This is a genomic window from Nocardia sp. NRRL S-836 (assembly GCF_001279525.1).
Taxonomy (GTDB): Bacteria; Actinomycetota; Actinomycetes; order Mycobacteriales; family Pseudonocardiaceae; genus Lentzea.
Map to the genome: position 1 here is coordinate 14,389 of NZ_LGDY01000107.1, position 18,827 is coordinate 33,215.

An 18,827-nucleotide genomic window follows, 5' to 3' on the forward strand; every position below is an offset into this window, starting at 1 on the left:
TGCGGCTAAACCGGATGCGACCTTAGGGTTGGTGACCATGAACTCCACGGCGTTGCTCACCGACCACTACGAGCTGACCATGCTCGCGGCCGCGCTGCGTGACGGGACCGGTGACCGTCCGTGCGTCTTCGAGGTGTTCGCGCGCCGGCTCCCCGACGGGCGCCGCTACGGCGTGGTCGCCGGGGTGAACCGGCTGCTCGACGCGATCGAGGACTTCCGCTTCGGCGAGGAGGAGATCGACCAGCTGCGGCGCAACGCCGTGGTCGACGACTCGACTTTGGAGTGGCTCGCGAACTACCGGTTCTCCGGTGAGGTCGACGGCTACCCGGAGGGCGAGCTCTACTTCCCCGGATCGCCGGTGCTGACCGTGCGCTCGTCGTTCGCCGAGGGCGTGGTGCTGGAGACGCTGGCGCTGTCGATCCTCAACCACGACAGCGCGATCGCGTCCGCCGCCGCCCGCATGGTCACCGCCGCCAACGGCCGTCACATGATCGAGATGGGCTCGCGCCGCACCCACGAGGAAGCCGCCGTGGCGTGCGCCCGCGCGGCCTACCTGGCGGGCTTCCACGCGACCTCCAACCTGGAGGCGGGCCGCCGGCACGGCATCCCGACGGCCGGCACGTGCGCGCACGCGTTCACGTTGCTGCACGACACCGAGGAGGAGGCGTTCCGCAGCCAGGTCGAGGCGCTGGGCGTCGGCACGACGTTGCTGGTGGACACCTACGACATCACCGAGGGCATCAAGACGGCCGTGGCCGTCGCGGGCCCCGAGCTCGGTGCGATCCGGATCGACTCGGGCGACCTCGGCGTGATGGCCAGGCAGGCGCGCGACCAGCTCGACGCCCTGGGCGCGAAGAACACCCGGATCGTCGTGTCCAGCGACCTGGACGAGTACGCGATCGCCGCCCTGCGCGCGGAGCCCGTGGACGCGTACGGCGTCGGCACGTCGGTCGTCACCGGTTCCGGGGCGCCGACGGCGGGCATGGTCTACAAGCTGGTCGAGGTCGACGGCCGGCACGTGGAGAAGCGCAGCACGTCCAAGCAGTCGCGCGGCGGGTGGAAGAAGGCGCTGCGGCGGCACAAGGACACCGGCACGGCGCTGGAGGAGGTCGTGTTCCAGGCCACGGCCGAACCCGAGATCGGCCCGCACGACCGGCTCGTGCAGATCCCGCTGATGCGCGCGGGCAAGCTCGCCGACGGCGTTCCCGGGCTGGAGCAGAACCGCGAACGCCTGCGGGCCGCGCTGGTCAGCGTGCCGTGGGAGGGCCTCAAGCTCTCGCGCGGCGAGCCCGCGATCCCGACGGTCTACCTGGAGGAGTCGAAGTGACCAAGGCACTGATCGTCGTCGACGTGCAGAACGACTTCTGCGAGGGCGGGTCGCTCGCGGTCGCCGGTGGCGCCGCCGTGGCCGCGGCCATCTCGCGGCACGTCACGGCCTCGTCCTACGACCACGTCGTGGCGACCCGCGACTACCACGTGGATCCGGGCGCGCACTTCAGCGCGGAACCCGACTTCGTGGACAGCTGGCCGGTGCACTGCGTCGCCGGCACGCCCGGTGCGTCGTTCCACCCGGAGCTCGACGTGGCCGGGATCGAGCAGGTGTTCTCGAAGGGCCGGTTTGCCGCCGCCTACTCGGGTTTCGAGGCGGAGAACGACCTGGCCGGCTGGCTCACGGCCAAGGGCGTGACCGAGGTGGACGTCGTGGGCATCGCGACGGACCACTGCGTGCGGGCCACGGCGCTGGACGCGCACCGCAACGGGTTCCGCACCACGGTCCTCGTGGACCTGACCGCGGCCGTGGCGCAGAACACCCGCGACGCGGCCCTGGAGGAGCTGCGCGCCGCGGGTGTCACCGTGTCCTAGCGGTGTCCTGGCGGTGTCCTACGGCGTCGGCGAGCAGGCCGCCGTGCCGAGGGTGATCGAGCCCGTGTAGCCGGACGCCGGGTCGAACGTGAGCCTCAGCAGCGTCATCGCGAGGCTGCCGTCGTTCGGCACCGGGTACGCGGTCTCGACGAACGTCGCCCTGGCCAGCACGGTCCCGGCGCTGGACTTGACCTCGTGGACGTAGCCGGGCGGGATCTGCGCGGGCAGCCCGCCCCAGCCGGACAGGCCCTTGAGCTCCCAGCCGGCCTGGGTGCCCGCCTGCTCGGCGGAGCAGGTGACGGCCCACTCGCCGATCTTGAGCCGCGGGCCCCGCTGCGCCATCAGCGCGGACAGCTCGAAGCCCGAGCCCCTGGCGGTGGACCTGGTCGTGGTGACGGACTCCGCCTCGTTGACCACGGTGGTCTCGCAGGTGGAGGTCGTCGCACCGATCTTGAGCCCCGGCCTGGTCAGGGCGGGGCTCGCCCCGGTGACCGTGCCGGCCTGCTCCGGGTTGACGTCGCACACGGCGAGGGGCTCGACCTGGTAGGTCTGGCCGTCCTTCGCGAAGTCGGCGGAACCGGCCGACGCGTGGCCGGGTGGGTTGGCCGCGAGCGCGGGTCCCGCGGTCGCGAAGGTCAACGCGACCACGGCCCCGGCGATCAAACTCTTGCGCACTTCCGGTCCTCTCGGGCGGGTCTTGCCGCGGTGTCTGCGGGCCTCTTGGTTTCTTCCACCGATCCTCGTAGCGCGGCCCGGCACGGCCCGTGGTTCCACGGCTACGTCACCCGTTCGTGGAGGCCCTATTACCCGAACCGGTGACACGGGACCTGCTAATAACGCGCGCCCACCAGCGTGGCGAACGGCTCCCGGCGCGGCAGCGCGGTCGGCAGGCCGGCCAGCCGCTCGAGCGCGGCGCAGACCCGGACGGCGGCACGCCCGTCGCCGAACGGGTTGCGCCCCAGCGGCAGCCGCAGCCGGGAGCCGAGCACCCAGCCCGCCTCGGCGAGGATGCGGGTGGTGTCGGTGCCGACGAGCCAGGCGCACCCGGCGTCGACGGCCAGCATGCGTTCGGTCGTCTCACGCAGCACCAGCACGGGCACACCGAACGACGGCGCCTCCTCCTGGATGCCGCCGGAGTCGGTCAGCACGAGCGCGGCGCGCTTGAGCACCCGCACCAGGTCCGGGTAGTCCAGCGGGTCGGTGATGACGATCCGCTCGTGCCCGGCCAGCACCGACACGACCTGTTCGCGCACACCGGGGTTCGGGTGCGCGGGGATCAGCACGTGCAGGTCGGGGTGGCGGTCGGCGATGGACCGCACGGCGTTGAGCACCCGCATCAGCGGCCGTCCCCACGACTCGCGCCGGTGCACGGTGAGCAGCATCAGCCGCCCGCCGGTGGCGTCCAGGGCGCGTTCGAGCGCGGCGAGGTCGGCGCTGCGGGTGGGCAGGTCGAGGGCGGAGACCCGCTGCACGGCGTCCACGACCGTGTTGCCGGTGACCACGATGTGGCTGTCGGGCAGGGACTCCGAGCTGAGCGCGTTGGCCGCGTCGTCGGTCGGCGCCAGGTGCAGCGAGGTGATGCGGGAGATCATCTGCCGGTTCCCCTCCTCGGGGAACGGGCCGTACAGGTCACCGGTGCGCAGACCGGCTTCGAGGTGGGCCACCGGGATGCCGCGCCAGAACGAGGCGAGCGCCGCGGCGAGCGTGGTGGTCGTGTCGCCCTGCACCAGGGTCACCGCGGGGTCGCGGTCGGCCAGCACGGCGTCGAACTCGGGCAGCAGCCGGGAGACGAGCTCGGCCTGGGTGCCGCTGACCCTGGGCACGTCCAGCCGCACGTCGGGGACGAGGTCGAACGCGCCGAGCGCCTGCTCGACCATGCCGCAGTGCTGTCCGCTGTGGACGATCGTCGGGGTCAGACCGGGGTGGCCCCTCAGCGCGATGGCGACCGGGGCGATCTTGACGGCTTCCGGGCGGGTGCCCGCGACCAGCAGAACTTCCTTGCTCACACCGTTGTCCTCTCGGGGGAGAACGGGAGGTCCGCCTGGGGGCGGGGGCATCCCCAGGCGGACCGACTCAGCCCGCTCGATTCGGTCTGGTTGTGGTGACGGGGGCCGCTCGCCGCTTCCTGCGCGCCGAGTGCAGGAGGAACGCGCCCGCGACGAGCAGCACGACTCCCGCGGCGATCCACCACGTCACGTCCGCGCCGGTGACCGCGAGGGCACCGACACCCGTGCCGACACCGACGCCGGTTCCGGGGACCTTGTACATCTGCCGCTCTCCTTAAGCCGCGGTCAGCGACGCGCGGCGGCGCAGCGCCACGAAGGCGACCGGGGCGGCGGCGACTCCGAGCAGGCCGAGGCCGATCCACAGGCCCGCGCCCGACGCCATCGGGATGGGCAGGCCGGCCGGGCCGCAGGTGGCGGACGAGATGACCACGTCGCCGGTGCCGATGGAGCCGAGCACGCCCTGCAGCAGCCGGATGTGGACGGCGTTGACCGTGAGGCTGCCGTCCTTGCTCTTCACCTGCTCGTTGAGGACGACCTCGGCGATCTTGATCCCGACCAGTTCGACGTTCAGCACGGTGTTGGGTGCCGGGTCGGCGTTGACCTGGCCGAGCTTGCCGAGGTTGACGCCCACGAGCTTGGACTTGCCGGCCAGCCCCTTCTGGGTGGCCGTGCACTCCGCCTCGACCAGCTCGGCGGTGATCCTGCCGGTGACCTTCGAGAGCAGGTCGACCCGGACGTCCGCGGTGCTCGCCCGCGAGTACACGCCGCCGGAGCGCTCGTCCCGCGACGCCGAAGCGTTGATCACACCGGTCTTCAGGATGCCGGTGAGGTCGACGCCCAGGAACGTGTTCTGCGTCGGCCCGTTCGCGTTGGCGGCGGCGAACGGCTCCGCGTGGACCGCGGGACTGCCGAGCAGCGTCACGTCGAGCTTCGCACCACGGGCCGAGGCGTCCCCCGGAGCGGCCGAAGCAGGTGCGGCACCGGCCAGAAGTGCTGCGATCGCAGCGACTCCGGCCAGTGCCGTCATTCGGACACGCATGAAACTCCTTCCGTCATTCCTCCGGCCCCAGGGCGCGCTCGAACCACTCTGGTTCACGCTTTCCGGGGGCAATTACCGGCATCGGCTTTCTTCCGGGGGAACTGAGGGTTACTCCCCGTATCGGGCGACACGACCACTCGACTCGCCCAATCGGTGCCACTCATGGTGGAGTTTTTGATCAATTTCCGGTTACGGCATCACCCGATCCGGGGGTGAGGGCTGACGTTCCGTCTACCGATGGAACGTCAAGTAGCCCGTCTGGGCGCTCCCTCATCGGTGGAAAGGATCCTCGGGTGACGCTTGCCGTGCGCCGCACCGCATTCCCGAGCCGGGTGACGGTGGTCGTCCTGCTCGCCATCGCCGCCGGGCTCGTGTTCGCGCACCGCCTCTACCGCACGGCGGAGATCTCCCTGTCCGGCGCGGCGCTGAGCGCCATCAGCTCCTACGGCGTGCACGTGGTGCCCGACCGCCAGACCGTCTACTTCGGACTGGGCTCGGACACGCCGCTGGGCCTGCGGATGACGCCGGAGTGCACGTCCGCGTTCCTGGTGCTGCCGCTGGTGGTCGTGGGCGCGGTGATGATCGCGCTGCGGCCGCGGATCCAGCACCGGGTGCTGGTCGCGCTGGGCACCGCCGCGCTGGCGGTCGTGGTCGTGAACCAGGTCCGGGTGCTCACGCTGGTGGGACTGGTGAACTGGCTGGGCATCGACACCGGCTACTACTGGGGGCACACGCTGCTCGGGTCGATGGTGAGCGTGTTCGGTGGCGCGGCGGCACTGGTCGCGTTCGTCTGGCTGGCGACGAGGAAATGACCCTCGACCTGGTCCTCGGGTTCACGCAGGCGCTCGCCCTCACGATGAGCGTCGCCTTCGTGACGTACGTGTTCGTGATCGTGGTGCCGTACCTGCGGCGCACCCCCGCTCCCGTCGGCGAGCCGAGCACGCTGGAGTGGCACTTCTTCGTGCCGTGCCGCGACGAGGAGGCCGTCATCGGTGACACGATCCGTTACCTGCGCGGCACCTTCCCCATCGCGCACGTGTGGGTCATCGACGACGACTCCGACGACCGGACCGCCGGGGTCGTGCGCATGCTCAAGCGCAACGGCGGTGTCCGCGACCCGCAGATCCACCTCGTGCAACGCCAACGCCCGTACGCCCGCACCGGCAAGGGCAACGCGTTGAACGACGCCTACCGCACGCTGAAGCTGTGGATGGGCCGGCGCGCGGACACCGAGAGCGCGATCGTCGTCGTGGTCGACGCGGACGGCCGTCCCGCCCCGAACTTCCTCGAAGTCTGTGCGGCACAGCACCTCTTCGGCAACCCGCGGATCGGTGCCGTGCAGGTGGACGTGCGGATGATCAACGCGGGCCAGCGCCAGCCGGGCGTCCCGCGGTGGCGGCGCGCGTTCGGCGCCGGCCTGGTGCGCATGCAGGACCTGGAGTTCCGCACGGCGATCGCGGCGATCCAGATGTCGCGCGGTGCCACCGGCACGATCTCCATGGGCGGCAACGGACAGGCCACCCGGCTGTCCGCTCTGGACTCCATCGCCGGACCGGCGGGCAGCCCGTGGCGCGGGTCGTTGCTGGAGGACTTCGAGCTCGGCGTGCACCTGCTGACCGCGGGCTGGCACACCGGGTTCACCCTCGACACGCACGTGAACCAGGAGGCACTGTACTCGTTGCGGCGCTTCCTTGCGCAACGCACGCGGTGGGGTCAGGGGACGATGCAGTGCATGCGCTACCTGCGGCGCATCTGGGACTCCGAGCACCTGACGACGCTGGGCGCCGCGGAGATGATGTATTACCTCGCGCAACCGTGGATGCAGTTGCTCGGCACGCTGATCTACCCGATCCCGGTGGCGATGATGGCCTACCGGTTCGCGGTGTCGCCGGGTGAGGTCGTGGCGTGGTTCTTCGACGGCGCCTGGATCCTGTTCACCGTCTACGGCGCGTTCGGCCTGTTGCCGTTCGTGTTGTGGGGACCGGTGTACCGCGCGCGCTGCGAACCCGTGGGCTTCTGGAAGTCCATTGCGTACGGGCTCGGCTACGCGTTGTACATCTACACCTTCTACATCACGTCGTGGCGTGCCGTCGTCCGCTTGGTGCGCGGCCACAACGGATGGGCGAAGACCAGGCGCAACACCGAACACGCCACGGGCAAAGTCGCACTGGATGTGTAACGGGTCACTTTGTGGACACCGGACAAAGACGTTCTCGAGTTCTGCTGGTTAACCTCAGGCCCTCTCGTCAATTCCGCCTGGGAGGGAACGCTCGTGGCCGCTCTCGCACTCGCGCCCCGTCGCACCGTGCTCGCCGACTTCGTGCCGGGCGCACTCGCCCGCGACCTCACCCTCGTGCTGGCCGGTGCCGCCCTCACCGGTCTCGCCGCGCAGGTGTCGCTGCCGATCCCGGGCAGCCCGGTTCCGCTGACCGGCCAGACGTTCGCGGCCCTGCTGGTCGGTGCCGCACTGGGCTGGCAGCGCGGCGCGACGTCGATGGTGCTGTACCTGATCGCCGGTGTGGCGGGGGTGCCGTGGTTCCAGGGCGGCTCGTCCGGTGCCCCGGTGTCGCTGGGCTACGTCGTCGGTTTCGTGTTCGCGGGCGCCCTGGTCGGCGCTCTCGCCGCGCGCGGCGGCGACCGGACCCCGTTGCGCACCATCGGCACGATGGCGCTGGGCAACCTCGCGATCTACGCGGTCGGTGTGCCGTGGCTGATGGCCGCGACCGGCATGGGTCTCGGGAAGGCGCTCGCCGTGGGCGTGCTGCCGTTCCTGCTCGGCGACCTGCTGAAGATCGCGCTGGCCGCCGGTGTGCTGCCGGGCGCGTGGGCGCTCGTGCGCCGTCGGTAGCTTGGACCGGGTGATCTCACCCGGGGAGTACCTCTCGCTGCTGGATGCGCGCCTGCCCGGTCTTGTGGCAGGCGCGCACCTTTATGGCTCGCACGTCCTGGACGACGTCGTGTTCGACTCGGACCTGGACGTCGTCGTGGAGCTGTCCGCCCCTGGCGAGCTGCCCGTCGTGGAGGGCGTGGACGTCTCGGTCGTGCTGGCCGGTGACCTCTCCCGTCCCGTCTCGTCGGTGACGCCGCTGGCCGGTGAGGTCACGCCCGTGCTGTGGCAGCAGCTGCGCACCGTCGGTCAGACCGTGCGCGGCACACGGCCCGAATGCCCGGTCACCGCTGCCGAGGTCACCGCGTACTGCCGTTCGAACCTCCTGTCCTACTGGAAGCCCCAGCTCGACCGTGGTCGCGCGGCAGTGCGGACCACCGACCAGCGGATTCCGGTGTTCCGCGAAGCCGTGCTGTGGGTCGGCCTCGGCCCGGCCCGCCTGTGGCACACCATCCGCACCGGCGAGATCGTCAGCAAGTCCCGCGCCGGCACGCTGGCCGCCGCCCACTGGCCCGACCTGGGCCCGTTGCTCCTGGACCTGGTCTCGGCCCGCCGGGACGGGACGGTGCCGTTGACCCGGGACCACGTGGTGGCGGCGCTCGACCTCGGCGACCGCGTCCTCGCCGACGTGACCGCCTGACCTCGTTCGGTGATCGGCGTAACACCGCGCCGCGGCCCGCCGAGAACTCCGTGACGCCCCTGCAGCCCGCGGAGAGACCCCAGTGCAGACCACCCCCGAGGAACTCGCCTGCCTCGCCGGCGGCCCCCGCCGCGCCGCCGAGGTCGCCGTCGCCCGCCTGGCCGACGCCGGCCACCTCCGCCTGTCCCGCGAGGGCTTCGCCGCCACCGTCTCCCGCTCCGGCGCCACCACCCCGCTGGAGGCCCGCGTCCTCGCCGAGCTGCGCCACTCCGGCCGCTACCTGCCCGACCTGCTCGCCGCGGTGGCCGAGAGCCCGGAGGCCGCCAGCCTGCGCGCGCACCTGGTGAGCCGGGGCCTGCTGCGCGCGCAGCGCTCCCTGCGCCCGCGCCTGTACCCGTGGCTGTTCATCCTGGGCTTCCTGCTGCTGGCGGTCGGCGTCCTCTCGTTCATCGCACCGGAGGTGGTGGCCCCCATCCCGCTGGACGTGCCCCGCTGGACGTGGTTCCCGGTGGCCGTGGTGGTGATCGCCGTGGCGGCGGTGCTCGGCGCCCGCGACCCCGGCCGCCTGCGGACCCGCGCGGCCCACCTCATGGTGAACCGGGCCGAGCACCAGATCTCGTCCGCGCGCGGCCCCGAACGCGCCACCCCGCACTACCGGATGCGCGCGGTCGCGCTGGGTGGGCTGAGCGTGCAGGCGGCGTTGTTCGGGCTGACCCCGGCCGTGGTGGGGACGCCCAGCAGGTCGTCGGACAGCAGCAGTGGGTGCGGGAGCGGGTGCTCGTCGAGCAGCTGTGGCAGCGGGGACGGTGGCAGCGGCTGTGGCGGTGGATGCGGTGGTGGCGGCGACTAGGGCTGTCCTGGTGTCGGGGCGCGCCGCCCAGGTCGGGTGACGGGTCGCGGCGCCAGACCGCAGTGGGCCCAGGCCGGGGTGACGGTCGCGGTGCCAGCCGTGCTCGTGGCGGAGTGGCCGGGCGGGCGGAGGTGACGACATCCGGCGGGAGTGTCAGACCCGACGGGTACGGTCTTCCTCGTGCCTGAAGTTCCCCCCACCCTGAGCCTGCTCGAGACCGCCGTCCACGCCGTCGGTGGTGCCGAGCGCCCTGGCCAGGTGGAGATGGCCGAGGCCGTCGACCGTTCCATCCGCACCGGCGAGCACCTGGCCGTGCAGGCGGGCACCGGCACCGGCAAGTCGCTGGCCTACCTGGTCCCGAGCATCCGGCACGCGGTGGCCGAGAGCGAGACCGTGGTGGTCTCGACGGCCACGATCGCGTTGCAGCGGCAGCTGGTCGACCGGGACCTGCCGCGGCTCGCGAAGGCGCTGAAGAAGGACCTGGGCCGCGAGCCCACGTTCGCCATCCTCAAGGGGCGGCGGAACTACCTGTGCATGCACCGGGTGCACAACGGCGCGCCGGAGGAGCCGGAGGACGCGCTGTTCGACCCGTTCGCCGTGTCGAAGCTCGGGCGTGAGGTGAAGCGGCTGCACGAGTGGTCGTCGGACACCGAGACGGGCGACCGCGACGAGCTGGTGCCGGGTGTGAGCGAGCACGCGTGGCGGCAGGTGTCGGTCACGGCGCGTGAGTGCCTGGGCGTGTCGAAGTGCCCGATCGGGTCGGACTGCTTCGCCGAACGGGCGCGTGCCCAGGCGGGCAAGGCGGACGTGGTGGTCACGAACCACGCGATGCTCGCCATCGACGCGCTGGAGGGCTACCAGGTGCTGCCCGAGCACGACGTGGTGGTGATCGACGAGGCGCACGACCTGGTCGACCGGGTCACGTCGGTGGCCACGGAGGAGCTCACCGGTGCGTCGATCACGATCGCGGCGCGCCGGTGCGGCCGGCTGATCGACCAGGACGTCGCCGACCGGCTGGCCGAGGCGAGCGACGGGCTCGCGATGATCCTGGAGGACATGCCCGCCGGCCGCCTCGACGAGCTGCCGCGGGCGCTCGCCGGTGCGCTGGCGGCGACCAGGGACGCGGCGCACATGTGCATGTCGTCGCTCGGCCCGGAGCGCAAGGAGGACGTCGAGGGCGCGACCGACCGCAAGCTCGCGATGTCGTTGCTCGAAGAGGTGCACGACTGCGCGGTGCGCATCCTCGACGCGTTCGGCGAGGAACGCGACGTCGTGTGGGTGTCGGGCGACTTCAACCAGAAGACACCGGCCCTGCGGGTCGCCCCGCTCGGCGTCGGCGGCCTGCTGCGCGAGCGCCTGTTCGCCAAGCGCACCACCGTTCTCACGTCGGCCACGCTCACGCTGGGCGGCGCGTTCGACGCGATGGCGCGGCAGTGGGGGCTGCCGCCGTCGGAGCAGGTGCGCAAGATCGAGGGCGCGGCCAGCGACAAGGAGATCAAGGACGTCGACGGTCCGAAGTGGAGCGGCCTCGACGTCGGCTCCCCGTTCGAGCACCGGTCGAGCGGCATCCTCTACGTGGCACGGCACCTGCCGCAGCCGGGCCGTGACGGCCTGCCGAAGGAGTACCTGGACGAGATCGAGGAACTGGTGAACGCGGCGGGCGGCCGCGCGCTGGGCCTGTTCTCCTCCACGCGGGCGGCGAAGGCGGCCACCGAGGCGCTGCGCGACAAGATCGACTACCCGATCCTCTGCCAGGGCGACGACGCGACCGGCCTGCTGGTGAAGAAGTTCGCCGAGGACGAGCGCACCTGCCTGTTCGGCACGCTGTCGCTGTGGCAGGGCGTCGACGTGCCGGGCCCGTCGCTGCAGCTCGTGATCATGGACCGCATCCCGTTCCCGCGCCCGGACGACCCGCTGGCCTCCGCACGCCAGAAAGCCGTCAACTCCCGTGGGGGCAACGGCTTCCTGACGGTCGCGGCGACCCACGCCGCCCTGCTGCTCGCCCAGGGCGCCGGCCGGCTGCTGCGGTCGATGTCGGACAAGGGCGTGGTCGCGATCCTCGACCCGCGCCTGGCCACCGCCCGCTACGGCGGTTTCCTGCGCGCGTCGCTGCCGCCGTTCTGGACGACCTACGACCCGGACGTCGTCAGGGCCGCGCTCAAACGCCTGGACGCGGCCCACACCCGTTAGAGCCCAGGGCTCGCCAGGCCGGAACTCGGCGAGGCCTGAGCTCGGCTGGCCCGCGCCCGCCCGACCTGGCCTCACCTGACCTCGGCTCACCCAGCGTTGGCTCGTCAGGCGTTGGCCTGTCTGGCGCGGGCTCGGCCAGCGGTGGCCTTGCCTGGCGTGGGCTCGTCGGAGCCCTGGGCTCGCCGGCCCTGCGCTCGTCAGGCCGGGGGCTCGCCAGGTGCCCGCCCACTGATCCGTTCGAGCAGTTCGGCGCGGAACTGCTCGGCCGCCGCCCGCTCCGGGTCGGCCGCGTCGGCCCGCTTCAGCGCGCCTTCGAGGATCTTCAACGCCTGGCGTTCGTCACCGCGCGCGTCGGCCTGCCGTGCGGCGTTCTCCATGGCCAGGGCGAGCTTGGTCCGCGCCTCGGGTTCCTTGCCCGGCTTGGTGATCCGGATCCAGTTGCCGCCGGGGTCGATGACGACGAACCCGGTGTACCGGTCGTTGCGCAGCCGGGGCCGGGTCATCCGCGGGATGCCGGAGACGAGGATTTTCCCGTGCACGGCCCGCATTCCCGCCGCGAACGCCTCGAACAACTCGTTGATGTCGGGCACGACGACCAGGCACGTGCTGTACGACTGCGCCGGGTCGTAGCCGTCCATGCCGAAGAAGTGCAGGTTGATGTCTTCACGCCGCAACGCGACATGCGGGTTCGGCCGTGTCTGCCGGTACGTGACCTCGAAGCCGAGCATCTCGTAGAACGGCACGATCTCGTCGATGGAATGGCAGGGCAGGAGCGGAATCGTCTGTTCGTTCGCCACCGCCCGACGCTAAGCCCGGTCCCGCGAAAACGACACGGAGCTATTTGCTCATGCGAACAGCATGACCAGCCCACCCAGCACGAACAACGCCGACACCACCGCGATCGCCAACACCCGCCCACGCGGCGTCCGCGCGTGCTGCAACGCCATCCCCAACGGTCCGATCCCGGCCACGACAGCTCCTTTCGACGGCATGACGACAACAGCGACCAGAGCCCCCAACGCCACCCGGACTGGCGACATGCCGAGTTCGCGCGCACCGATGACATCCGCTTCCCATTGCTCGCGATAGCGCTCATCGCCCACAACGGCGGCCGCAACGCGCACCAACAACAACGCGGCCTTCATTGCGCTGTCCTCGGCACGAACCGCGGCTGCGGAGCCCGCGCGGCAACCACCCGGCGCGCTTCCGCGGCACCATCGGGCGTCAGCACGTACATCCGCCGGCGCGGTCCCTTGCGCGTGTCGTCGTCCTCCCACGACGACGTGACCCAGCTGGCCCGCTCCAACCGGTCCAGCAACGGGTACACGCTCCCGGACGGCCGCCCGGTCAGCTTGATGATCTCCAGGCCCCAGCGGGGTTCGGTGGCGCCCAGCAGCACCTCCAGCACGTCCACGGTGGCCTTGCCGATGCGCTGCAGTGGCTCCACGAACCAATACTACCTATGTAGATTAAGACGTTCAAGCAGTTCCTCGCGGAACTCCAGCGCCAGCGCCAGGTCGTCCTCCGACGCGTCACGTTCCCGCGCCAGCGCCCCTTCGAGGATCCGCAACGCCCGCCGCTCCGCCCCGTGCGAGCCCGCCAGCGTCACCGCGCTGTGCAACGCCCGCGCGAGCCCGTTGCGCACCGGCTCCGGCTCTTGCACCGCCGGCACCACGCGGATCCAGTTGCCGCCGGGATCGACCAGGAGGAACCCGTCACGCCGTGGCCGCGTCATCCGCGGGATGCCGGACGACAGCACCTTCCCGTACACGGCCCGCATGCCATCGGCGAACGCGTCGAACAGCTCGCGCGTGTCCTCCACCTGCACCAGGCACGAGCTGTAGGACGTGGAGGGGTCGAACCCGCGGATGCCGAAGAAGTGGAGCTGGATCTCCTCGCGCCGCACCGAGAGGTAAGGCGTCGGGCGGTGCTGCCGGTGCGTGATCGTGAACCCGAGCATCACGTAGAACTCGGCCACCTCGTTGATGGAGGCACACGGCAGCAGCGGGATCGTCACCTCGTTGGCCACGCAGGCCACGCTAGACCCAGAGATCAGCCGTCGACCAGCAAACCGCGTAACGGTCCTTGCAGCCTTCCGGCCCGCCGCGACACCCCCGGCAGCGGCATCACCCGCGACGGGCGGTCCAGCGCCGGGCGCCACACCTGGTCCACGACCTCGTGCGCGGGTCCGGAGACGTCCGCGTCGAGGTGCTCCGCCCACAACCGCAGGCGGGTCGACCTGGCGACCTCGGGGTCGTCGGTGACGACGTTGACCTCGGTGTCGTTGAACAGCGAGTGCTCGTTCAGGTTCGCGGAACCGACCGACAGCCACTCGTCGTCCACAATGGACAGCTTGGCGTGCACGTACACCGGGGCGTCGCCGTGCGCGACGAGCGTGGCCGCCACCAGGCGGCCGCCGCCGGGGTCGGCGTCGAGCAGCCGGCCCAGCTGCCCGCGGGTGGTGTCGGCGCCGTTGCTCGGTTTCTGCGGCAGCACCAGCACCATCCGGAACTCGTCCGACGGCGGGCGCTTGAGCTTCTCCAGCAGGACCTCGGTGATCTCCGGTGACCAGAGGAACTGGTTCTCGATGTAGATCAGCGACTTGGCCGCGCGGAACGCCCGCAGGTACGAGTCGAGGAGCGTGAAGTCGCCGTGCGGCGAGAAGTCGTAGGTGCGTTCGGGGACCGTCCGCACGAGCTGCACCGACGACGACCCCGCCTCCGGTGGCACCTCGGGTGCGGGCAGCGTCTCCCCCGCGATCTCCAGCCACCGCGCCGCGAAGTGCGCGGCCACCTCGGCCACGACCGGGCCGGACAGCTTGGCGATGTGGTCGTGCCACCCGAGGTCGCGCGGCGGGTGTCTCGGCGAGTCGTGCCGGTCGCCCTCCACGGCGGTCATGTCGAGGCCGCCGACGTACGCGACGTCGTCGACGATGACGATCTTCTCGTGGTGGCAGTGCAGGGTGCGTTCGCGGGCGTCCAGCTCGCAGCGGACCGCCCCGCACTCCAGGAACGCGCGCCGTGCCGCCGCCGCGCGTTTGCGGGTCGGCTCGAAGAACGGGATCGGCGGCCCCGCCCACAGCAGCACACGCACGGGGACGCGTTCCGCCGCGGCCGACAGGAGCTCGCGCAGCTGCGGCGCGCCCGGCTCGCGGGTCAGCCGGAAGTCGGGCGAGGCGTGCCAGTTGGCGATGTGCACGTACTTCTGGGCGTTCTCGATCGCCTCCGCGATCGATGGGAACGCCTCGGCGCCGTCGACCAGGATCTGGATCTTGTTGCCGTGCTGGACCGGCCGGCGCGGGGTGAACCACCCGGAACCGTCACCGTCCAGCACGTCGCCCCAGCCCAGTCGGCGGAGCCTGCGTGCGTGGTGCGAGCACAGCAGGTTCTCCAGGCCGTCGCCCAGCCTCGCGTCCAGCACGTCTCGTAGACCCACGAGACGTGGATTTACCCGAATTACGAGGTTCTAATCCTGGGTTGGCCGGCCCAGCGGTGCGAGGACGGTGGTCGTGCCCGGCTCGACCTCGGTGAAGCCCGCGTCCCGCACCGCCACCACATCGCCGCGGTGGATCAACGCGTCCCACTCGGCCACCGACGGCGTGCGCACGGCACAGCGGTAGTCCATGGCCGCCCACGCCTTCAGCTCGTCGGCCGACAGATGCGGTGCGAGCAGCATCGACGCGTGGCCCACCTGGGCGGCGAGCTTGCCCGCGGACATCTCCACGCGAGGGTTCACCAACAGCACGTGGGCCCCCTCAGGCACGGCGCCCGGCGTGTCGAGCGGCAGGTCCGACCCGGAGATCTGCAACTTGGCGACCTCGCGCGGAGTCTCGGTCACCAGCACCGGCAGCAACGAGCGCACCGACGCCCCGTCCACGGTGACCGTCACGCCCGGCAGCTCCTGCACGGCCTCCCACTGCACGCCGCGGGCCCGCCGCGACACCTTGCGGATCCGCCCGGCCACCCACGCCCGCACGGCCTCGTGCCACTCCCCGCCCTCGTCGGCACGCGGGTCGAGGCACACCGCGACCGCCGAAGCGGCCGCGGCCTCCAGCAACGCGGTGCGGCCCGGCGGGTCGACGCGTTCGATGCGCATGACCATCGGCATCGCGCGGACTTCCGACTCCTCGGCGTAGTTCCGGGAGGCGATCAGGTCGAGGATCGTCACAGCCGGGTCAGCTCCAGGCCGTCCGCGGCGTCCGCGGCCTCCACCTCGGCGCGCGTGACACCGAGGATGAACAGCACGGCGTCCAGGAACGGGTGCGACAGCGCGGTGTCCGCCACCTCGCGCAACGCCGGCTTCGCGTTGAACGCGATCCCCAGCCCGGCCGCGCCGAGCATGTCGATGTCGTTGGCGCCGTCACCGACCGCCACGCACTGCGCCAGCGACACGCCCGCCTCCTCGGCGAACCGGCGCAGCGCCACCGCCTTGCCCGGCCGGTCGACGATCTCGCCCACTACCTGGCCGGTGAGCTTGCCGTCGACGATCTCCAGCGTGTTCGCCGCGCAGAAGTCCAGCTCCAGCTCGTCGGCGAGGCCCGTGATGACCTGCGTGAACCCGCCGGACACCACGCCGCAGTAGAAGCCGAGGCGCTTGAGCGTGCGGATCGTCGTGCGCGCACCGGCCGTGAGCTCCAGCGACGCGCCGACCTCGTCCAGCACCGCCGCGTCGAGGCCCTCCAGCAACGCCACCCGCCGCCGCAGCGACTCGGCGAAGTCGAGCTCCCCGCGCATCGCGGCCTCGGTGATCTCGCGCACCTGTTCCTCGCACCCGACGTGCGCGGCCAGCATCTCGATCACCTCGCCCTGGATCAGCGTGGAGTCGACGTCGAACACGACCAGCCGCTTCGCCCGGCGCGTGAGCCCGGCCCGTTCGACCGCGACGTCGAGGCCGACCCGCACGGACACGTCCGCGAGCGCCGACCGCAGCTCGGCGTCGTTCTCCAGCGTGTCGTCGGCGACCGAGACGCGCAGCTCCAGGCCGGTCACCGGGTAGTCCGCGACGCCGCGGATCGCGTCGATGTTCACGCCCAGCGCGGCCAGCCTGCGTGCGACCTCGGTGAACGCCTTCGCGGTCACCGGACGGCCCAGCACGATCAGCACGTGCGAGGACTCCAGCCGCGCGGTCCGCTTCGAGTCGGCGCCGATCTCGATCTCCACCTGCATGGAGACGGTCGCCATGGCCTGCTCGACGGCCTCCTGCAGACCCTCCGGGTCCTGCTCGGTCGACACCAGCGCGCCCAGCACCAGCCGGCCCCTGATCACGACCTGCTCGACGTCGAGCACCTCGACGCCGTGCCTGGTCAGCACGGCGAACAGCACCGAGGAGACACCGGGCTTGTCGGGACCGGTCACGGTGATCAGCACGGGCGTTTTCACGTCGTCGTCTCCTCGCATCACGCGTAGTACGCGACGAGCCCCGGCTGCGCGCGGCAGCCGGGGCTCGTCGTTGAACCTGTGACGTGCAGGTTACTTGTGGTCGGAGTCGTCCTTCTCGGAGGCCGTCCCCGACTTCAGCGCGGAGGCCGCCATCTCCGACAGGGCGGGCGGCGCGTCCTCGTGCTTGACCGCCTTGCCGGTGAAGGTCACGTGACCCTCGTTGCGGATGCGCTCCACCATGTGCGGGTAGTGCAGCTCGAACGCCGGGCGCTCCGAACGGATCCGGGGCAGCTCGGTGAAGTTGTGCCGCGGCGGCGGGGACGACGTCGCCCATTCGAGCGAGTTGCCGTAGCCCCACGGGTCGTCGACCGTCACGACCTCGCCGTAGCGGTAGGACTTGAAGACGTTCCAGATGAACGGCAGCGTCGACGCGCCCAGGATGTAGGCACCGATCGTGGAGACCATGTTGAGCGTGGTGAAGCCGTCGGACGCCAGGTAGTCGGCGTACCGGCGCGGCATGCCCTCGTTGCCCAGCCAGTGCTGGACGAGGAACGTCGCGTGGAAGCCGATGAACGTGGTCCAGAAGTGCAGCTTGCCCAGCGGCTCGTCCATGAAGCGGCCGGTGATCTTCGGGAACCAGAAGTAGATGCCGGCGAAGGTCGCGAACACGATCGTGCCGTAGAGCACGTAGTGGAAGTGCGCGACGACGAAGTACGTGTCCGACACGTGGAAGTCGATCGCGGGCGCGGCCAGCAGGATGCCGGAGAGGCCACCGAAGAGGAACGTGACGATGAAGCCGATCGAGAACAGCATCGGCGTCTCGAACGTCAGCTGGCCCTTCCACATCGTGCCGATCCAGTTGAAGAACTTCACACCGGTCGGGACAGCGATGAGGAACGTCATGAAGGCGAAGAACGGCAGCAGCACGGCGCCGGTCGCGTACATGTGGTGCGCCCACACGGCGACGGACAGTGCCGCGATGCCGAGGGTCGCGTAGACCAGGCCGTTGTAGCCGAAGATCGGCTTGCGGCTGAACACCGGGAAGATCTCCGACACGATGCCGAAGAACGGCAGCGCGACGATGTAGACCTCGGGGTGGCCGAAGAACCAGAAGAGGTGCTGCCACAGGATCACGCCGCCGTTGGCGGGGTCGAACACGTGGGCACCGAGGTGGCGGTCGGCGAGCAGGCCGAGCAGCGCCGCGGTGAGGATCGGGAACGCGAGCAGCACCAGCACCGACGTCACCAGGATGTTCCAGGTGAAGATCGGCATCCGGAACATCGTCATGCCGGGCGCGCGCAGGCAGACCACGGTGGTGATCATGTTCACCGCGCCGAGGATGGTGCCGAGACCACCGACCGCCAGGCCGGCGATCCACAGGTCGGCGCCGACGCCGGGCGAGTGGATGGCGTTGCTCAGCGGCGTGTACGCGAACCAGCCGAAGTCAGCCGCGCCACCGGGGGTGATGAAGCCCGCCATCACGATCAGGCCGCCGAAGAGGTACAGCCAGTACGAGAACGCGTTCAACCGGGGGAACGCCACGTCGGGCGACCCGATCTGCAGCGGGAGCACGAAGTTCGCGAAGCCGAAGACGATCGGGGTCGCGTACAGCAGCAGCATCACGGTGCCGTGCATCGTGAAGAGCTGGTTGTACTGCTCCTGGCTCAGGAACTGCATGCCAGGCCGGGCAAGCTCGGTTCGGATCAACATGGCCATCGCGCCGCCGACCATGAAGAAGGCGAACGAGGTGACCAGGTACATGATGCCGATTTGCTTGTGGTCCGTGGTGCGGAACATCCGCAGCAGGAAGGACCCCTTGACCGCAGTGCGCGTCGGAAAAGGACGCGTTGCGATCGGCTGCGGGGCTACGGCCGTCACGGTGCCTCCAGGCCTTGGTGGGACCAGTTCGTTCGGGAAACTCATCGGATATTAGACGGAGCCGATCAGCATCACTCGGGTGGGCCATGGCCCGTA

At 70.9% G+C, this 18,827-nt stretch carries 19 protein-coding genes and 1 pseudogene; 8 read left to right on the forward strand and 12 right to left on the reverse strand.

The window, feature by feature from the left end; all coding sequences use genetic code 11:
- The first annotated feature begins 37 nt into the window (after nt 1-37).
- Together ADL03_RS24485 and ADL03_RS24490 are read left to right on the forward strand one after the other, a co-directional pair.
- Entirely contained in the window at nt 38-1,327 is a 1,290-nt protein-coding gene (locus ADL03_RS24485; protein ID WP_053735884.1) for a nicotinate phosphoribosyltransferase, read from the forward strand.
- Nucleotides 1,324-1,863 carry an isochorismatase family protein gene (locus ADL03_RS24490; protein WP_053735885.1) on the forward strand — a complete coding sequence of 180 codons (540 nt, stop codon included), beginning with the start codon at nt 1,324-1,326 and terminating at the stop codon, nt 1,861-1,863. Before ADL03_RS24485 ends, ADL03_RS24490 begins: the two co-directional genes overlap by 4 nt.
- Nucleotides 1,864-1,881: 18 nt before the next feature.
- Here ADL03_RS24490 and ADL03_RS24495 read toward each other — a convergent pair whose 3' ends face one another.
- The 4 genes from ADL03_RS24495 to ADL03_RS24510 all read right to left on the reverse strand — a co-directional run bounded on the left by ADL03_RS24495 (nt 1,882) and on the right by ADL03_RS24510 (nt 4,908).
- Entirely contained in the window at nt 1,882-2,538 is a 657-nt protein-coding gene (locus tag ADL03_RS24495; RefSeq protein WP_053735886.1) for a hypothetical protein, read from the reverse strand.
- Between the two features lie 155 nt (nt 2,539-2,693).
- Complete coding sequence (gene wecB / locus ADL03_RS24500; RefSeq protein ID WP_231642194.1) at nt 2,694-3,869, reverse strand: non-hydrolyzing UDP-N-acetylglucosamine 2-epimerase; 1,176 nt, start codon at nt 3,867-3,869, stop codon at nt 2,694-2,696.
- A 67-nt stretch (nt 3,870-3,936) separates the two neighbouring features.
- Complete coding sequence (locus ADL03_RS24505; RefSeq protein WP_053735888.1) at nt 3,937-4,131, reverse strand: LPXTG cell wall anchor domain-containing protein; 195 nt, start codon at nt 4,129-4,131, stop codon at nt 3,937-3,939.
- Nucleotides 4,132-4,143: 12 nt separating this feature from the next.
- Nucleotides 4,144-4,908 carry a choice-of-anchor P family protein gene (locus ADL03_RS24510; protein ID WP_053735889.1) on the reverse strand — a complete coding sequence of 255 codons (765 nt, stop codon included), beginning with the start codon at nt 4,906-4,908 and terminating at the stop codon, nt 4,144-4,146.
- Between the two features lie 293 nt (nt 4,909-5,201).
- Between ADL03_RS24510 and xrtP the strand changes: the two genes are divergently transcribed.
- The 6 genes and pseudogenes from xrtP (at nt 5,202) to ADL03_RS24540 (ending at nt 11,475) form a co-directional block, all read left to right on the forward strand.
- Complete coding sequence (gene xrtP / locus ADL03_RS24515; RefSeq protein WP_197288610.1) at nt 5,202-5,720, forward strand: exosortase P; 519 nt, start codon at nt 5,202-5,204, stop codon at nt 5,718-5,720.
- Entirely contained in the window at nt 5,717-7,087 is a 1,371-nt protein-coding gene (locus ADL03_RS24520; RefSeq protein ID WP_053735890.1) for a glycosyltransferase, read from the forward strand. Before xrtP ends, ADL03_RS24520 begins: the two co-directional genes overlap by 4 nt.
- 93 nt (nt 7,088-7,180) lie before the next feature.
- The gene (locus tag ADL03_RS24525; RefSeq protein ID WP_053735891.1) at nt 7,181-7,756 is read left to right on the forward strand and encodes a biotin transporter BioY; all 576 of its coding nucleotides are present in this window, start codon (nt 7,181-7,183) and stop codon (nt 7,754-7,756) included.
- A 10-nt stretch (nt 7,757-7,766) separates the two neighbouring features.
- Nucleotides 7,767-8,435, forward strand: a complete 669-nt coding sequence (locus ADL03_RS24530) for a nucleotidyltransferase domain-containing protein (protein ID WP_157529170.1) — start codon at nt 7,767-7,769, stop codon at nt 8,433-8,435.
- A 46-nt stretch (nt 8,436-8,481) separates the two neighbouring features.
- A pseudogene (locus tag ADL03_RS24535) lies at nt 8,482-9,285 on the forward strand (TIGR04222 domain-containing membrane protein); the annotation flags it as partial.
- Nucleotides 9,286-9,465: 180 nt separating this feature from the next.
- Nucleotides 9,466-11,475 (forward strand): ATP-dependent DNA helicase, encoded by a 2,010-nt coding sequence (locus tag ADL03_RS24540; RefSeq protein WP_053736044.1) that lies wholly within the window; start codon nt 9,466-9,468, stop codon nt 11,473-11,475.
- Nucleotides 11,476-11,672: 197 nt separating this feature from the next.
- On the opposite strand, the gene ADL03_RS24545 is transcribed toward ADL03_RS24540, so the two are convergent.
- The 8 genes from ADL03_RS24545 to ctaD form a co-directional block, all read right to left on the reverse strand.
- Nucleotides 11,673-12,272, reverse strand: coding sequence for a hypothetical protein (locus ADL03_RS24545; protein WP_053735894.1), 600 nt, complete (start codon nt 12,270-12,272; stop codon nt 11,673-11,675).
- A gap of 48 nt (nt 12,273-12,320) precedes the next feature.
- Entirely contained in the window at nt 12,321-12,620 is a 300-nt protein-coding gene (locus ADL03_RS24550) for a hypothetical protein (protein ID WP_053735895.1), read from the reverse strand.
- The gene (locus ADL03_RS24555; protein ID WP_053735896.1) at nt 12,617-12,922 is read right to left on the reverse strand and encodes a PadR family transcriptional regulator; all 306 of its coding nucleotides are present in this window, start codon (nt 12,920-12,922) and stop codon (nt 12,617-12,619) included. Before ADL03_RS24555 ends, ADL03_RS24550 begins: the two co-directional genes overlap by 4 nt.
- 9 nt (nt 12,923-12,931) lie before the next feature.
- Nucleotides 12,932-13,504, reverse strand: coding sequence for a hypothetical protein (locus tag ADL03_RS24560; RefSeq protein WP_053736045.1), 573 nt, complete (start codon nt 13,502-13,504; stop codon nt 12,932-12,934).
- Nucleotides 13,505-13,527: 23 nt separating this feature from the next.
- On the reverse strand, nt 13,528-14,910 hold the full coding sequence (locus ADL03_RS24565) for a phosphatidylserine/phosphatidylglycerophosphate/cardiolipin synthase family protein (RefSeq protein WP_053735897.1): 1,383 nt from the start codon (nt 14,908-14,910) through the stop codon (nt 13,528-13,530).
- Nucleotides 14,911-14,940: 30 nt separating this feature from the next.
- On the reverse strand, nt 14,941-15,642 hold the full coding sequence (locus ADL03_RS24570; RefSeq protein ID WP_053735898.1) for a peptidyl-tRNA hydrolase: 702 nt from the start codon (nt 15,640-15,642) through the stop codon (nt 14,941-14,943).
- On the reverse strand, nt 15,639-16,871 hold the full coding sequence (gene serB, locus ADL03_RS24575; RefSeq protein ID WP_053736046.1) for a phosphoserine phosphatase SerB: 1,233 nt from the start codon (nt 16,869-16,871) through the stop codon (nt 15,639-15,641). Before serB ends, ADL03_RS24570 begins: the two co-directional genes overlap by 4 nt.
- Nucleotides 16,872-16,943: 72 nt before the next feature.
- Nucleotides 16,944-18,731: a cytochrome c oxidase subunit I gene (ctaD, locus tag ADL03_RS24580; protein WP_053735899.1), complete on the reverse strand. Its 1,788-nt coding sequence runs from the start codon at nt 18,729-18,731 to the stop codon at nt 16,944-16,946.
- Nucleotides 18,732-18,827 lie beyond the last annotated feature (96 nt).

Bases quoted from the DNA above. Each gene is read 5' to 3' on its own strand.
- ADL03_RS24520 (WP_053735890.1), top strand. From the start codon at position 5,717: ATGACCCTCGACCTGGTCCTCGGGTTCACGCAGGCGCTCGCCCTCACG.
- ADL03_RS24505 (WP_053735888.1), bottom strand. From the start codon at position 4,131: ATGTACAAGGTCCCCGGAACCGGCGTCGGTGTCGGCACGGGTGTCGGT.
- ADL03_RS24510 (WP_053735889.1), bottom strand. From the start codon at position 4,908: ATGCGTGTCCGAATGACGGCACTGGCCGGAGTCGCTGCGATCGCAGCA.
- ADL03_RS24550 (WP_053735895.1), bottom strand. From the start codon at position 12,620: ATGAAGGCCGCGTTGTTGTTGGTGCGCGTTGCGGCCGCCGTTGTGGGC.
- ADL03_RS24485 (WP_053735884.1), top strand. From the start codon at position 38: ATGAACTCCACGGCGTTGCTCACCGACCACTACGAGCTGACCATGCTC.
- serB (WP_053736046.1), bottom strand. From the start codon at position 16,871: ATGCGAGGAGACGACGACGTGAAAACGCCCGTGCTGATCACCGTGACC.